This is a genomic window from Desulforhopalus singaporensis, assembly GCF_900104445.1.
Lineage (GTDB): Bacteria > Desulfobacterota > Desulfobulbia > Desulfobulbales > Desulfocapsaceae > Desulforhopalus_A > Desulforhopalus_A singaporensis.
Genome location: NZ_FNJI01000020.1, coordinates 25196 through 39695 on the forward strand (window position 1 = coordinate 25196; position 14500 = coordinate 39695).

17 protein-coding genes are annotated in these 14500 nt (G+C 48.9%); 10 read left to right on the plus strand and 7 right to left on the minus strand.

Annotated features, from left to right (window positions below):
- The first annotated feature begins 30 nt into the window (after positions 1 to 30).
- From BLQ17_RS13790 to BLQ17_RS13805, 4 genes are read left to right on the plus strand one after another with little or no spacing between them, the layout of a single operon-like run.
- Positions 31 to 990 (plus strand): 4Fe-4S dicluster domain-containing protein, encoded by a 960-nt coding sequence (locus tag BLQ17_RS13790; RefSeq protein WP_092223822.1) that lies wholly within the window; start codon positions 31 to 33, stop codon positions 988 to 990.
- A complete protein-coding gene (locus tag BLQ17_RS13795; protein WP_092223824.1) occupies positions 990 to 2060 on the plus strand; it encodes a 4Fe-4S dicluster domain-containing protein in 1071 nt (356 codons plus the stop codon). The genes BLQ17_RS13790 and BLQ17_RS13795 overlap by 1 nt, the downstream gene beginning before the upstream one ends.
- Complete coding sequence (locus tag BLQ17_RS13800; protein ID WP_092223826.1) at positions 2047 to 2880, plus strand: FAD/NAD(P)-binding protein; 834 nt, start codon at positions 2047 to 2049, stop codon at positions 2878 to 2880. The genes BLQ17_RS13795 and BLQ17_RS13800 overlap by 14 nt, the downstream gene beginning before the upstream one ends.
- 17 nt (positions 2881 to 2897) lie before the next feature.
- The gene (locus BLQ17_RS13805; RefSeq protein WP_092223828.1) at positions 2898 to 3368 is read left to right on the plus strand and encodes a ferritin-like domain-containing protein; all 471 of its coding nucleotides are present in this window, start codon (positions 2898 to 2900) and stop codon (positions 3366 to 3368) included.
- A 163-nt stretch (positions 3369 to 3531) separates the two neighbouring features.
- Here the strand turns inward: BLQ17_RS13805 and BLQ17_RS13810 are convergent, their stop codons facing one another.
- The 7 genes from BLQ17_RS13810 to BLQ17_RS13830 all read right to left on the minus strand — a co-directional run bounded on the left by BLQ17_RS13810 (position 3532) and on the right by BLQ17_RS13830 (position 10014).
- Complete coding sequence (locus BLQ17_RS13810; RefSeq protein ID WP_407919125.1) at positions 3532 to 4185, minus strand: YceH family protein; 654 nt, start codon at positions 4183 to 4185, stop codon at positions 3532 to 3534.
- A 398-nt stretch (positions 4186 to 4583) separates the two neighbouring features.
- Positions 4584 to 4805 carry an SDR family oxidoreductase gene (locus BLQ17_RS23425; protein ID WP_281180539.1) on the minus strand — a complete coding sequence of 74 codons (222 nt, stop codon included), beginning with the start codon at positions 4803 to 4805 and terminating at the stop codon, positions 4584 to 4586.
- 11 nt (positions 4806 to 4816) lie between these two features.
- Positions 4817 to 5080 (minus strand): SDR family NAD(P)-dependent oxidoreductase, encoded by a 264-nt coding sequence (locus BLQ17_RS23430; RefSeq protein ID WP_218121797.1) that lies wholly within the window; start codon positions 5078 to 5080, stop codon positions 4817 to 4819.
- 16 nt (positions 5081 to 5096) lie between these two features.
- Positions 5097 to 5264: an SDR family NAD(P)-dependent oxidoreductase gene (locus BLQ17_RS23535; protein WP_218121802.1), complete on the minus strand. Its 168-nt coding sequence runs from the start codon at positions 5262 to 5264 to the stop codon at positions 5097 to 5099.
- 358 nt (positions 5265 to 5622) lie between these two features.
- Positions 5623 to 6546 carry a DMT family transporter gene (locus BLQ17_RS13820; RefSeq protein ID WP_092223832.1) on the minus strand — a complete coding sequence of 308 codons (924 nt, stop codon included), beginning with the start codon at positions 6544 to 6546 and terminating at the stop codon, positions 5623 to 5625.
- A 349-nt stretch (positions 6547 to 6895) separates the two neighbouring features.
- Complete coding sequence (locus BLQ17_RS13825) at positions 6896 to 8791, minus strand: C1 family peptidase (RefSeq protein WP_092223834.1); 1896 nt, start codon at positions 8789 to 8791, stop codon at positions 6896 to 6898.
- Positions 8792 to 9405: 614 nt separating this feature from the next.
- A complete protein-coding gene (locus tag BLQ17_RS13830; protein ID WP_092223836.1) occupies positions 9406 to 10014 on the minus strand; it encodes a hypothetical protein in 609 nt (202 codons plus the stop codon).
- A gap of 318 nt (positions 10015 to 10332) precedes the next feature.
- Between BLQ17_RS13830 and BLQ17_RS23435 the strand changes: the two genes are divergently transcribed.
- From BLQ17_RS23435 to BLQ17_RS13855, 6 genes are all read left to right on the plus strand, one after another.
- Entirely contained in the window at positions 10333 to 11172 is an 840-nt protein-coding gene (locus tag BLQ17_RS23435) for a rhodanese-like domain-containing protein (RefSeq protein WP_092223837.1), read from the plus strand.
- A gap of 9 nt (positions 11173 to 11181) precedes the next feature.
- On the plus strand, positions 11182 to 12309 hold the full coding sequence (locus tag BLQ17_RS13840) for an NAD(P)/FAD-dependent oxidoreductase (protein WP_092223838.1): 1128 nt from the start codon (positions 11182 to 11184) through the stop codon (positions 12307 to 12309).
- Positions 12310 to 12464: 155 nt separating this feature from the next.
- Entirely contained in the window at positions 12465 to 12659 is a 195-nt protein-coding gene (locus BLQ17_RS13845) for a hypothetical protein (protein WP_092223840.1), read from the plus strand.
- 5 nt (positions 12660 to 12664) lie between these two features.
- Positions 12665 to 12811 (plus strand): hypothetical protein, encoded by a 147-nt coding sequence (locus tag BLQ17_RS22655; protein ID WP_176761233.1) that lies wholly within the window; start codon positions 12665 to 12667, stop codon positions 12809 to 12811.
- Positions 12801 to 13202, plus strand: coding sequence for a hypothetical protein (locus tag BLQ17_RS13850; RefSeq protein ID WP_092223842.1), 402 nt, complete (start codon positions 12801 to 12803; stop codon positions 13200 to 13202). The genes BLQ17_RS22655 and BLQ17_RS13850 overlap by 11 nt, the downstream gene beginning before the upstream one ends.
- Positions 13203 to 13534: 332 nt before the next feature.
- Positions 13535 to 14296: an enoyl-CoA hydratase gene (locus BLQ17_RS13855; RefSeq protein WP_092223844.1), complete on the plus strand. Its 762-nt coding sequence runs from the start codon at positions 13535 to 13537 to the stop codon at positions 14294 to 14296.
- The last annotated feature ends 204 nt before the right edge of the window (positions 14297 to 14500 follow it).

Below are 14500 nucleotides of genomic sequence, written 5' to 3' on the forward strand. Positions count from 1 at the left end.
GATATACGTTTATTGTAGAAGGAGGACAAGGTGAAAGGCCTTGAAGAATTGAAAGATAAAATACACGAGATCCTCCCGGATCTTGATCTGGTGATTGGATGGGAGCAAGGCTATGACGGTCTGCACGCCACGCCCCTTTTTATCAAAACCCCTGAAGATGTTGATCGTCTCATTATAGGGCCGCTTTGTGTGCACAATCTCGCGACCTATCTCCCTGGTTTAAAGGACAAAAAAGTTGGCGTGATTGTCAAGGGATGTGACAGCCGTGCGGTTATTGAGTTGCTGCAGGAGAAATTGATCAATAAAGACAATGTCGTCATTTTGGGCCTCACCTGTGACGGCGTTATTAATCTCACCAAGCTTGGCAGGAAAATCGGCAGTCTTGGCGCGGTTGACGACGTTAAGGTCGAAGGTGAAAAGCTCAATGTGGTGATTGGCGATCAGCAGCACAATATCGCTTTTTCCGAGGTTAAACAGGATAAATGCGAGAACTGCATCTATCCTAACGCCTTGGTGTTTGACCATTTCATTGGGGAACCGGTGGATCGTGTGGAGAATGTCGGGGCTGAACATCAAAGCTTAAGCGATTTTGAAGGCAAGAGCTTTGATCAGCGATTTGCCTTCTGGAAGCATGAGATGAGCCGCTGTATCCGCTGTCATGCCTGCCGTAACGCTTGCCCCATGTGTGTGTGCAGGGATCATTGCGTGGCAATGACAAGGAATCCGCACTGGCTCAGCCAGGAGAACAATGTAGCTGAGAACTGGATGTTCCAGATGATTCATGTCATGCACCTGACCGGCCGCTGTGTCGAGTGCGGTGAATGCGAACGGGCCTGCCCCATGGATATTCCGTTGATGTTACTCAGAAGACAGATGAACAGAGGGGTCCGCGAGGTCTTTGATTATGAGGCCGGGATCGATGCACAAAACAGACCTCCGCTGCTGACATTTAAGGTGGAAGAAGACAATATATCAGAGAGGGAGTGGTGATGAGTCAACAAAAATTTCTAGCGAGTCAATCCATAGGCTCTTTTCTTGAGACTCTTCTCCGAGAGCACCGTGTACTCGTTCCCCTTTGCGAAGGTGACAGTGTTGTTTTTCGCCCCTTTCGTAAAGGCGGGGGGCTCGAGCTTACACGTATGCCGACAACTTCGCCCAAGGAGGCGACCTTCCCGCGTGTGGAAACCTTGATGAGCTTTACCCAAAAGGTTTCGGCTCCCCAGGAAGAGGACGGTGGTAAGGAAAGGCCGGAAATAGAACTGACGGAACATCTTCCACAGGACAGTACGGTTGTTTTCGGTTCAAGGCCGTGTGGAGCAAAAGGAAAAACCATATTCAGCCGCGTGTACGATACAGAGGCTGTAAAGGATCCCTACTTTATTGCCCGCAGGGACAATACGCTGTTTATCTCCATTGCCTGTTCGGCTCCGGAGACAACATGTTTTTGCACCAGCGTAGGTGGCGGCCCGGCTGATAGCACAGGTTCAGATATTCTCCTTATCCCGGTAACCGACGGTTTTATGGCTGAGGCTGTAACCGAGGCCGGAGCAAAGTTGATGGAGTCTGCATTCTTTGATGCCGGAACGCAAAAAGCAGAGGAAGCTCAGGCTGTCGTTGAGAGGGCTGAAACAAAGCTGGGGCAGGCGCAGGACTTTTCAAATGCCCGTGAAAAGCTCTTAAAGCTCTTTGACAATGAGAGTTTTTGGGAAGAGATGTCAGCCAAATGCATAAGCTGCGGGACCTGTACCTATCTCTGTCCAACCTGCTATTGCTTCAATATAACAGATGAAACCGCCGGCAATACAGGCAAACGCGTCAGGACTTGGGACAATTGCATGGATTATCTGTTCACCCTTGAGGCGAGTACCCACAACCCCCGTAGCAGCAAGGCAAAACGGCTGAAAAATAGAGTAGGACATAAATTCAGTTACTATCCCTCTTTGCACGAAGAGCATATCGCCTGTTGCGGTTGCGGACGCTGCATAAAGAGTTGTCCTGCGGCTGTTGATATCCGTCAAATCGTAAAATCGGCACAGGAGTATGAAGATGTCAACATTTAATCCCTATCTCCCTGAACTTGCAACCATTCAAGAAATAATTCAGGAGACACACAATATTAAAACGTTTCGCGTAGTGTTGAACGATGAAGAAAAAATGAAAAACTTTTCCTTTGAGCCCGGACAGGTCGGTCAATTATCCGTGTTCGGGGTAGGGGAATCCACCTTCGTTATCAATTCACCGCCAACACGCATGGATTACCTGCAATTCAGCGTCATGAAGACAGGTGAGGTGACAGAAAGACTCCATGCTCTCAATGAAGGAGACCAGATTGGCGTACGGGCTCCCCTGGGCAAGTGTTTTCCCTATGAAGAGATGAAAGGCAAGGATATTATCTTCATCGGTGGCGGCATCGGCATGGCGCCGTTGCGGACGCTGTTGTTATACATGCTGGATAATCGTTCGGATTACGGGGATATTTCTCTTCTTTACGGTGCCAGGACGCCAAATGACATGGCTTACAGCTATGAGCTGGAAGAGTGGCTTAGCCGGGATGATATGAAGACCACCTTGACCATTGATGCCGAATATCCTGATTGGCAGCACAAGGTCGGCCTTATCCCCAATGTGCTCCTGGAGATGAATCCTTCACCTAAAAATTGTATTGCGGTGACATGTGGTCCACCCATCATGATCAAGTTCACCATACAGGCCCTGACCAAGTTGGGATTTGAAGATAGCCAGATCGTGACAACCCTGGAAAAACGCATGAAATGCGGCGTTGGCATCTGCGGTCGCTGTAATATCGGTACGAGCTACGTTTGTAAAGACGGACCAGCATATACTTATGAACAGTTAAAGCAGCTGCCCAACGAACTTTAGCGAAAAGGGAGAGAGATATGGCGGAATTATTTAAAGCCAATGATGTCGTAACCGCAGCAATTGAGATTGAAAAACGGGGAGAAAAATTTTATCTCAGCCTGGTTGACCAGGCGGAAGATTCAAAGATCCGCAAGGTCTATGAACATCTGGCCCGTGAAGAGGTGAAACATAAGCAGCTTTTTGAGGAGCTTGCCCAGCGTCTGAGTAAGGTGGAACTGCCTGCCTGGTCAAACGAGAGCGAATACCTCTCCTATCTTAATGCCCTCATTGATTCTCATCCGCTCTTTCGGATGAAGGATCTCGATGAGATCAACAAGGGTGTCTTGTCGCGGAAAGATGCCTTGCACATAGCAATTCAGTTTGAGAAGGAATCGATCCTTTTTTTCATGGAAATGCGTGAGTTTGTACCCGAGTCTGAAAAGACTTTCGTCACGCAGTGCATAGATGAGGAACGAGACCATCTGCGCAGACTGAGCGAAATGTTGTAGGCCGCGTAATCGTAGAGAGGTTCGCAATTTCCATTCGAGCCTCTCTACTTTTTTTATACAGTTATCTGTGATAAAGGGCGGGCACCGCCTCCCACCTCCCCCGGTATCTGCTCCAGGCAAGATGGAACAATTGCTTTTCCAAGATACTTCGCTGCTAAAAGGATCATTCGAACTGGTCCTTGAAATCGACGAACATTTGCTTGAGTTCCGTGAGCTCTTCCCGCAATAGCCTGGTTTCTTCTTCAAGGGATTTTATCCGCTCATCAATGATTGTTGTTTTCGGGCTTGCCGTACCAACGGGTTCATAGCCTGAAGGCTCATCCTGGTCTTCCAGCTCTCCAGACAGCAGATGGTTAAACCGAGCCTCTTTCTGGCCCGGTCGTCGAGCAATCTGTTTTACCAGGTCTCTCTCCTGGAGTTCCAGCAGGGTATCATTTACTTCCTCCAGACTGGCAAAACTATACATCCTCTCAGACCGGCCCCTCAGTTCTCCCACAGTCTGTGGCCCCCGAAGCAGCAACAGGCAGATAATCGACATTTCACGCTGCACCAGGTTCAGGCTTTTGTCAAAGTGTTGCTCAAATTTAGGCACCCGAGCGACATTGCTCTGCCAGGCCAGCTGATATTTTTTCAAGCCATCAATCGCAGCGAGCACCGTGCTTTCGTCGAACGAAACAACCGGGTTCCGGTTGGATTTTTGATTACACGCATTTACCAGGGCGTTCAGGGTGAGGGGATAATATTCCGGCGTTGCCATTTCTTTTTCCATAAGACAACCAAGAACGCGCGCCTGTTCCGGGGTAAGTTCATATTCAATCATAAGTTTTATATTTATTTGATTTAATAGGAAATTGCATCCGCGCCTGGTGCAAATATACCACAGGATTACGTGGTGTGGTATTGGTAAAATAAACCCCTCCCTTTGCAAGGTGATTATGAAAAACCACCGCTCTGACCAAAGCCGCTTGAATGATTGATGTTACCGTTGCTGTTTCATCCAGACTGATCGTTTAGACGACCAGTCACGGAGCATAGACATTTACATCGGGAAGTTTATATCGGTGTTTCAACACCTCTTCACCCGGACGATTGAAGTTTTGGGGGCTGTACCAATGTAGCAAAACACTGCCTCCTCCCCAGAGACTGGTAATTCAGGTTGTGATCGTGTTATTGAACATAATTTCTGGTCTTGCCCTCCATCGGTTCTATATCCTTTTAGACCATAAGGCCACCGCTTACGACCAGGCATTGTCCGGATACATAGTTTGAAAGCGGAGAAGCGAAAAAGAGAATGGAGGAGGCCGCTTCTTCAGCACTTCCGGCCCTTCCCATGGGAATCATCATCTCAATCATTTTTCGCTGTTTCTCCGGAACCCCCACAGCGATTTTTTCGCCCTCATGTTCAACGGCTTCGCCGATTTCCTTCGCCTGGGTCATCCGGGTGTCGATCATGTCGAAGGCAACGGCATTGGCCTGGACATTATACCTCGCCCTTCCTTTCCGACGGTTTTGGTCAGGCCGATAATGCCGGATTTGGCCGCAGAATAGTTTGCCTGTCCGACATTGCCCCCAATTCCGGCGATCGAAGAAATATTGATTATTTTTCGCGCTGGTACGGGTTTACCTGCTTCTATCTCTTTCTGGGCAACATCGCAGAAAAATGGTTTTGCCGCCCGGATGAGGCGGAAAGGGGTCTTCAGGTGCAGGTCCAAAATGGTGTCCCATTGTTCATCCCGTCATTTTGTGGAGCATGGAATCCCAGGTGAAACCGGCATTATTGACGATAATGTCTATGGTACCCCAGGTGTTAGCCGCCACTGCCACTATTTCTTGGGCAAAATCATCCGAAGTTGCATCTCCGATATATGCAATGGCTTCGCCTCCGGCTTTTTTTATGTCCTGTACGGTTTCATCGGCCGATTCCTCTTCCGGATCCGGTGATTATGGCCACCTTTATCCTTGAGCATTTTTTCCATTTCTGACCTCATCTTAGTTTGTTAGGTTACGTTCGTTACAAATTTTCAGTATAAAAAAGGGCCGCTACAGGATCAATCATTTCTAGGTGATCCCCCTGATTGTTTCAGGAGTTTACTCAAGGGTTGGAGATTGCTGAAGGAAAAAGTATCTTGATGCTCTGGTCCATCATTTGAGACCGGTTTGAGCCACCACGTGAGGCACGTTGCCTGGATCTCATCGCTGAAGCAGGTGTCCTCTGAAATACAAGGACAGGCCAAAACAGTTCAATAACACAGCGTTAATTGTCCTTTATCGCATCAAGTTGCGTATGGCTCTCTTTTTCGGGCAGGGCAACGAAGATTACCGAAACAACAACAAGCAGACATCCAATCAGTTGAAGATTGCCCAGGGACTCGCCGAGCACTATAACCCCTATCGCCAGACTGGTTATCACCTCAAAAGTGCTGAGAACGGCTGCTGCAGCGGCGCTGATTGCCTTTAGTCCCTCCTGGAACGCTACCATTCCGAACACGCTGGAGACCAATACCATCATGGTGGATGACACCAACCCCGCAAAAGAGACATCCAGTGACAGGTTTCCGGTGATAACCGTCGTGATAAGCAAGGTAATAGAGTTAAACAGACAGATGTAGAAAATTATCAGCAAGGAGTTGATGTTGTTGATTGTTCCATGAGCAACAACGAGGATGTAATAGGCGTAAAAAAGCCCGGAAACCAGCGCCAGAATAATCCCGTACAGCGCTGCCTGACCGGAACAGTTTGTCCCTGCAATCAGGTATATTCCCGGCAGGACAAGAGTTACTGCAGCAATCTGCAGCAGAGTGGCCCGGTCTTTGTAAAACAGGACGGCCCCGACGATGGTGGCGGCCGGATAGATGAAATGCAGTGTTGTCGCCAACCCGGTGTCTATATACCTGTAAGACGCGAACAGTGACACCATCATCAGGAAATAACCGAAAAAACTCGCTTTGAAAAGTTCAGGGATATGAGACTTTTCCACCTTGAGTGATATCTTTTTCACCTTCAGTATCACCAGCAGGGTTACGGCAGTGCCTAGTGCCCGAAAGAGGCTGAAAGAAAAGGGATTGAAGCCTCCTGAATATGCTAGTTTTGCAAAAAACGGTATAAGGCCGAAACATGATGCGGCAACAACCGTCAGAACTATCCCTCTAACCCTGTTTCTTGGAGTATCGCTTCTCATCTTTTGTCCAGACGGCAACTGCTCTTTGTATTTATCGGCAGGAAATATTGTCAGAAGTTTGAGGTCTGCAGGAGAATCTTCCCGGCAGCAGGTATGTACGGGGCGGGTGGAGCGGTCTCCGCAACTCGATGCCAAAAAACATCTTTAATATACCAGACCTGCAAGAGTCACAACTATAAAATTCATAGGCGTAGAAGGCAGTGGCAGCGCATCGCTGCGCAATGGCGGCAATCGGGCCTTGTGTGTTGCTGAATTTTTCAGCGGCCCAGACAAGGAATCAACTTTTTCAAGACTCTGAATAATGTTGCAATCCGCTGTTTTGTCGTTGTGGCAGTGTGCTGCCTGTTGGTCAATATCCCTTCATTTCGTATTCCTTGAAAGGTTTCTCCGGTTCACCGTCCAGAATTCGCCTAAGGATCGAGTTCATGGTGTTGGCATCGTTGTCGAACCCACCATGTGAGGTGCTGGTGGTGAAGCCGTGGTCGCCGTCGGAATAATTGATGGTGAGCCCTGGGGCAGCCAGATTTTTGGAATAAACCTGCATCCCGAGCAGCGGTTTGTCGATTTTGCGTTCCAGGGCGCGGGACACCAGGTAGAGCAGCGACTTTCTGTAAGCAAAGGCCACGTTGTCGTCCAGTTCCAGTTTGTTGCTGAGGTTGTAAATATCCAGGACGGGTATTTGGGTCTGTGGCTTGCCGGTAAGTTCGGGCTTCAGCCTTTTTGCATAGTGGGTTTTGTAAAAAGCCATGGTGCAGGCCGGAGCCATCAGGCTGCAGCTTGCTATCAGGTCGGGTATGTTGAGGTCGTCAAGCGCAACCAGCAGGTGGCCTAAAAGTATAGAACCGGTGCTGTGACCGGCCAGATGGATTTTGAGATGGGTGCCGCGAAGCGCTTCGACAAATGTCTTTATGACAAGCAGACCGTCACCGACTCTGGTGGTTCTCAGCTTGGCAAACGGCCTTCTGGCATCACTTTTCATCTCCTCCCAGACCGGTGTGAGCGGTTTGCGGACAATATCCTCAATCATCTGGTCGCTTTTTTCAATGATCCGCTCCACCATATCTCCAAAAAAACCTTCAGTTCGTCTGTTCCTGAACAATCGCAGCACCGTGTCTTTGATTTCCTCGGCAAGGCCGGTGTCGTACATGATATGAAACGGATATATTCCGTTGCGCTTGAATCCATCCTTGAGCGCGGCAATGCGTTTGGCAGAGTCGGTTGGGGAGTTGAGGCCACCGTGGGCATAAATCAGCAGATGATTGTATGTCGGGTGGTCGGTGACAGTCGACTGCTTGATGTGTTTAGCCGTGCGCCTGATATCTTCGGCAGTAGTCCAGTAATCTCCTCGTTCTTTGAAGGCGCCGTCATCAAAGTGCGCAAAGTGACCTGCGATTTCCAGCCGTTTCGGGGCAGCTTTTAGCGATTCAGCATCTTTTGTGGCCAGGGAACGGGAGGTGAGCCCAAAAATCGAAGGAATTGAAATGGCAAGCCGAAATACCCATCCGTCATTGATATTTTCAAGCCAGTCTTCATACAGCCATAAGGCAAAACCCGCCGCGCCCCACCCAGGTCCCCACGAGTTCTGGACTATAAATCCGCAGCTGTTGTAGCCAACTATGGCAAATGCATGTCCGCCTTCAACGGTTAAGGATGGTTTTATAATCGGGAGAAATTCTTCACTTCCAGTTCCTGGGGCGAACCAGCCTGCGTGCACATCAGCGGAAACGTAGATGGCGCCGACCTCATTAAGCGCCGAATGGTAATCGTTTATTTCCGGCCGTAGACGATAATAGGCCCCTATTGTGCAGACACGTGCGGCCTTGGCCCGATCGATAGTCAACTCCCCTGGATCGCCGGGGACAAAGGGCCATTGTAATTCGCTGCAGACACCCATGTTTTTCCAGCCGCGGATCGCCCCCCGGCAACTTGAACCGACATAATCCTCTCCCGGCCATTGGTCATGTTTCTTGGCCATTTCATAGAGCATTCGGGGGCTTGCCCTGAATGTCAGGTTTCTCTTTTGACAATTCAATAAATTTATGACTGCTGCCAGCCCGAAACCGGTACAAGCTCCCTCAGTGCCTTGATTCAGTATGGCACAGTCGTACCGGTTATCGATTTTCTGCTGCAGTTGCAGCAGCGCCGGTTCGTAGATACGATCCCGGATGTCGGGCATATCCTTGCGAGCGTTGAGAATTCGCTTTTCTCCAGCTATTTCAGGAGTCGGAAATATATTTCTCGCCATGATATCCCCCTCTGTGGCTGTGGTCTTTTAACAAACAAATATTCAATCAATATCGTGATTGTTTTTGCTGTTACTGTTGAATATCATTGTCGATTTTTTATTCACGCTAGAGCATAAATATGTATCGATAATTACATGTAATGATTGTGCTTTACCTTGATCTTTATTGTCTTGTTATACTCATTATATCCGCCAGCTATGGCAGGATAGCGTGCATTGAATGGGTTTTTAATTCCGATCCACACGCCTGAACCAGGCTTTTCTCCATTGATTTTTTTGCATATTCAGTTGCCTGATGCTCAGTTTTTCTCGATCCTGTTATTATTCTAAAATTTGAAACATACCGAAGATAAACCACTGACTTCACCTATTGTTTCTTTTTGGTATCAGCGTATTTGTCACCTCCTGGTTAAAAAAGAAAATTAAGGTGCTAAAATCTATAATAATCATCAAATATGAGATAATATGTGTACTATTATTTTGCGATAGGATTGTGCTGGAATTCAAAATAAAAAAGTGGAATGGACAAATTTTTTAGTTTTTTTACAATAGCAGATTATGTTCACCAAAGAGCCCTTGATCCTTGATCAACTGAATCTGCAGGGGAAGGACGTTTACCAGCGATAATGGTGGCGATGCCTGGAGTAGCGGTACTTGTTGTGGCGCCAATGTCCGCCATAATGTCCCCATCTTCGGTTGTGGCTGTCCAGGTGGACACTGCCCCTGTTGAAATAATAGCCAAAACTGAGCCTGAGGTGGTAGGGATAATCGTAATACCGGGGGGCTGGATAATATCTTTGCGGGTAGGAATAATATATTGAAGAAGGCGGGTAAATGTAGACGGGCCTCCTGTCCACTATGGTTACCTGGCTGGTGGCGGGTTCGCCCCGAATCGCCCATCTCCCGTTAACCTGCCGGCAACCGGTATCGTAACTCCTCAACTGTTTCCCGTGAATGGTTATGGAAGTTGTGAATTCCCGGCACGGAGCTCCATCGGTGTTGAAAAACGTGTGTATCGGCGTTACGCGGCCACTGCGGGTAGGCACAGGACCAACCCAATCCGCTGGTTGATTGGTTTTGTTGTATTCAAGAGCATACTGGGTGAGGCTCATCATTGCCCGCTGCTCGACTTCTGGAAGACGGGACAGGATGTGTGCCTGTATAGTCCCTGCCCACAAAAGTGACGCGATAGCCAGCCAAAGGGCGCGTGCTGCAAGTTTCATGATGTCCTCCCGGTAGATCTGCTTTCACCTTTTATTATACTATATTTACGGCATACTCGAGGAGCAAATACTATATGTGCGCTCATTCATGCCCTGAAATGTTGATGAAACTGTAGGGGACCGCCTCGGGCAGGTTTTTTAACGCCAAAAACGGAGGAGCTTCTTTCACTTGACATCGGCCTGCAGGATATGGGTAATATTGAGAAACCGATGAGTTTTGGGATCAGTTTCCCGGTTATGCAGGTGCCATACCTGTTTCAGGGGACGATATCTTTCAGGTCGCGCGATGTTACCTAAAATTTAATCCGGATAACTGGTATGAAATGGAAACAGTTTCTCACCCCGGTTGCGTCCATCAGCAACAATCAGGCAAGGGAGCTTGCGAAAGAATCAGGAGACAGTCACAAGGTCGTCTATCTCGATGTTCGTCAGCCAAAGGAATATGAACAGGAACATTTGCCCGGAGCCAAACTTATACCCCTTGGAGAACTCGACCGGCGTCTGAGTGAGCTGGACCGGGAAAAAACAATCATTGTTTACTGAGCTATCGGTGGCCGCAGCCGGGTTGCTGCGCAACTGCTCGCAGGAAGAGGGTTTACCAGGGTTTATAATCTCAGCGGGGGCATAAAAGCCTGGGAAAAGGTTACCGCCACAGGACCGGAAGACCAGGGAATGGAATTGTTCACCGGTAAAGAAAGTGTAGAAGAGTCGCTCGTCGTCGCTTTCGGTCTTGAAGGGGGGCTGAAGGACTTTTACCTCTCCATGGAAAAGAAATCCCCGGTTGAAACGGCCCGTTCTCTGTTCACCCAATTGGCAAAGATCGAGACTGTTCATCAGGGAAAACTGGTCGATCTTTACAATGAACTGACCGGCAGTCGGGCCAGTCAAGAGGATTTTTCCGAGTCTATAGTTTCTCCCGCCCTTGAAGGGGGAATGACCACGCAGGAGTATTTGTCACGCTTTAACCCCGATCTCAGTTCCATAATCGATATTGTATCAATGGCGATGGGTATAGAGGCCCAGGCCCTTGATCTGTATCAGAGGGCTTCGGGGAAGGTTAAGGATAAAAAGGCGCGTCAGGCGTTGCAGCAGATTGCTGACGAGGAAAGGACTCATCTGCAATATCTTGCCGATTACCTGGATCAAAATGCAAGCTGAGGAAAGGATATGGCGACCAAACAGCTGGTGTTGATCGGTGGCGGCCATGCCCACATGGTAACGCTTGCAAGACTGCGCTCATTTGTTAAAAAAGGATATGGGGTAACCGTTATCCAGCCGTCGGATCACCACTATTATTCTGGAATGGGGCCGGGGATGCTCGGCGGAACATACCTACCTGACCAGATTCGTTTTAATACCCGTAAGGTGGTGAAAGGCCAGGGGGGAAGATTTGTCCGCGACAAGGCGCGACTGGTCGACCCGGTCCGCCGGGTTGTGCTGCTGGAACAATCAGAGACGGAAATTTCCTACAATGTTCTTTCCTGCAACGCGGGATCCTTTGTCCCCCGTGCCGGTATCGTGACGGACCAGACCGTATTCACGGCAAAGCCAATAGAAGGACTCTGGCATGCCAGAGAGGAAATTATCAGACGGGCCGGGAGCGAGAACCTGGAAATTGCCATTGTCGGTGGAGGACCATCGTCTGTTGAAATTGCCGGCAATATCTGGCAGTTGACCCGGAACTGCAAATGTTCCTCAATCACCATCCGCATATTTGCCGGTAGCAAGCTTATGGGACATCTGCCTGCCCAAATAGGTCGACTGGCCCGCAGAATTTTCAATCGGCGGGGGATTGAGCTTATTGAAGGATCGTATGTGAAAGAGATGGGCGGCGGGGACATTTTGCTGGAAAACGGAACAACCTACAGGGCCGATCTGCTGTTTCCCGCCATGGGGGTAAGGCCGTCGAAAATATTTGCCGAATCGGGCCTGTCCACCGGAACGGACGGCGGACTGCTGGTAAACAAGTATCTGCAGTCTATCGGGGATCCAAATATTTTCGGGGGCGGCGACTGTATCTGTTTTCAACCCCAGCCACTTGATAAAGTGGGGGTTTATGCGGTACGGGAGAATCCGGTTCTCTACCACAACCTGATGGCAGCACTGGATGGTGATGAACTCAAACCGTTTAACCCGGGTGGAAAATACCTGCTTATCTATAACCTTGGAGGTGGTGTCGGGATCTTCTGCAAATGGTCCATTGTCTTTGCCGGCAAGCTTGCCTTCAGGATAAAAGACCATATTGACAGAAAGTTTATCGATACATTTCAGGCTATTGAACGCGAATTTCAGTAAATAAAGACAGGTCAATCAGCACCGGGAGGGGAGTATTTCATGAAGCCTCTTTTGGGCCCAGGATAAATTGACCATTTACCCGCCATTTTGGTACGTACTTTTAATGAGGGAGCTGATTGTCAAGCAATAACAGAAGACAGATCGGAGGAAGGAAAATGAGCATTCGGCCATATCTGGCTATTTCCGGAACCATATTTGGAATTGTCGCAATTCTTCACCTGCTTCGACTCGCCAACGGCTGGCAGGTGGTGCTTGGAACCTGGACAGTCCCGATGTGGGTGTCGTGGGGGGGCGCGCTGGTTCCCGCTGTTCTTTGTGGCTGGGCGTTTAGGCTGGCGGTGCGCAGATAACGGATATGAAAAATATTGTTGTACCCTGTTTGGTAGGCAGGACCTTTGTCAGGATCGAGACTGCCACCAGGTCTGAACCGGAAAAAAGTGTTGTCGGCTCAGGGAATGATTCCATAACATTTCACCAATACAGAAATTACGATGAAAGTTGATATTACCGGACAGCCTGATCCGGATATTTTTCGCCACCGGAAAAAATATATCCTGTGGTTTGTTTTTTTTCTGGCGTGGGTGGTTGCCGCTCTGGGGATTATCGTATTTGCCGTTTATTATGATACCAGCGGCTACAGGAATCTCGATAACTTTGCTCTTGGGTTGCTGGTTGGCGCATCCATTGGTACGACCTGGTCGGGAAACCGGCTGCAGGCTTATAAAAAACTCTTTCCGCCGCAACTGGAACAACTTGTTCAAATGCGCTCTACCCATGGGGTAATTGATGCTTACTGCCAGGGGGTGGACACGATAGGCAGACCATTGATACGGGCAGAATATGAGGCATGTGTCAAATATGCGGAACACCATCCAGGCGCCCCTTTTGCCTGAAAAAATAACAAGAGGTGAGGCCGGGGCGACGTTTACCTGGCAGCTGTTTCCCCTTGATGGCATCAGTCGATCACTGAATCCAGTTGATCCCGGCCTCCTGCCCCGAATGTATCATTGACCGGATTTTTCCGGTAGTCCCTTTCTTTGTCCGCTTTATCAGCTGCTACAGCTCTTCTGGCGTCAACACTTAAAGAACATTGGGCTGGAATCAGCCGTAGCAAGGCCGGTCATAGCGAGAAAAAGGTGGCAGAAGCAGCAAAAAAAACGTATGATGGTGTTAACGTTTACGTTAAGTAGATACTTTAGGGGCGCCATCTTAAAATGGAGATATTATGATTGGAAAGTGTGAAGGAATTGTGGTTTCGGAAGATTCGGGAGTGTTGCGCATACAGCTTGACAGGCCGGAGAAGAAAAACGCGCTTACATGTGAAATGTATCTCGCCATGGCCAGCGAACTTCAAAGAGCTAATGAGCGTGATGAGATCCGGGCTGTCCTGCTCTACAGTGCTGGCGACTGCTTTACCAGCGGTAACGACCTGAAGGATTTTCTCGATACACCGCCGGACGGTGAAAAAAGCGCGGTGATGCAGTTTCTCTTTGCCCTGAGCCGCCTGGAAAAACCGGTTATCGCCATGGTGAGTGGTTTTGCCGTAGGTATCGGGGTGACGTTGCTGCTTCATTGTGATCTTGTGTATGCCTCTGAGGATGCCTGGTTTCAGCTGCCGTTTGTCAATCTTGGTCTATGCGCAGAGGGGGCGTCCAGCTATCTGCTGCCCCGATTGACGGGGCGGGTACGGGCTGCGGAACTGTTGCTGCTCGGCGAGCCTTTTTCTGCGGAGACCGCTTATTCGCATGGAATTGTCAACAGAGTCTGGTCCCGCGGAGAGCTTTTTGCAGAGGTGGAGGAAGTTTTGCATAAGTTGGTAAGCAAGCCGGCTCCGGCGGTTAACGGGACCAAAAAACTTCTGGCCAGAGGGACCGACAGGGCGGTGCAGCAGAGCCTTGTCGAGGAGATGGAACTTTTTATCAGGTTGCTGCAGACCGATACCGCCAGGCAGATTTTATCCGACCTGCTGAACCGAAGTGAACCGTGACGACGGCTGCGTTAGTTCTCGTTTTTTTACGTTTACGGAATATTTTGTAGTTTTGTGGACAAAAGTGACAGTTGCAATTCTGTAATTACTTTTTGTCGATGTTTTTGTTTATTTGTTGTTATAACAAAAAGATGTATGTGGTTATCTGAAAAAATCAGGTGTGTGTTGCTGAAGTTTTGGCCCTGTCTTCTGTAAAAAAGCAGT

Excerpts from the sequence above, each read along its gene's own strand:
- BLQ17_RS13840 (WP_092223838.1), top strand. The coding sequence starts at position 11,182 with ATGGCGACCAAACAGCTGGTGTTGATCGGTGGCGGCCATGCCCACATG.
- BLQ17_RS13800 (WP_092223826.1), top strand. The coding sequence starts at position 2,047 with ATGTCAACATTTAATCCCTATCTCCCTGAACTTGCAACCATTCAAGAA.
- BLQ17_RS13845 (WP_092223840.1), top strand. The coding sequence starts at position 12,465 with ATGAGCATTCGGCCATATCTGGCTATTTCCGGAACCATATTTGGAATT.
- BLQ17_RS13830 (WP_092223836.1), bottom strand. The coding sequence starts at position 10,014 with ATGAAACTTGCAGCACGCGCCCTTTGGCTGGCTATCGCGTCACTTTTG.
- BLQ17_RS13825 (WP_092223834.1), bottom strand. The coding sequence starts at position 8,791 with ATGGCGAGAAATATATTTCCGACTCCTGAAATAGCTGGAGAAAAGCGA.
- BLQ17_RS13805 (WP_092223828.1), top strand. The coding sequence starts at position 2,898 with ATGGCGGAATTATTTAAAGCCAATGATGTCGTAACCGCAGCAATTGAG.
- BLQ17_RS22655 (WP_176761233.1), top strand. The coding sequence starts at position 12,665 with ATGAAAAATATTGTTGTACCCTGTTTGGTAGGCAGGACCTTTGTCAGG.
- BLQ17_RS13855 (WP_092223844.1), top strand. The coding sequence starts at position 13,535 with ATGATTGGAAAGTGTGAAGGAATTGTGGTTTCGGAAGATTCGGGAGTG.
- BLQ17_RS13820 (WP_092223832.1), bottom strand. The coding sequence starts at position 6,546 with ATGAGAAGCGATACTCCAAGAAACAGGGTTAGAGGGATAGTTCTGACG.
- BLQ17_RS23425 (WP_281180539.1), bottom strand. The coding sequence starts at position 4,805 with ATGACCCAGGCGAAGGAAATCGGCGAAGCCGTTGAACATGAGGGCGAA.
- BLQ17_RS13795 (WP_092223824.1), top strand. The coding sequence starts at position 990 with ATGAGTCAACAAAAATTTCTAGCGAGTCAATCCATAGGCTCTTTTCTT.
- BLQ17_RS13850 (WP_092223842.1), top strand. The coding sequence starts at position 12,801 with ATGAAAGTTGATATTACCGGACAGCCTGATCCGGATATTTTTCGCCAC.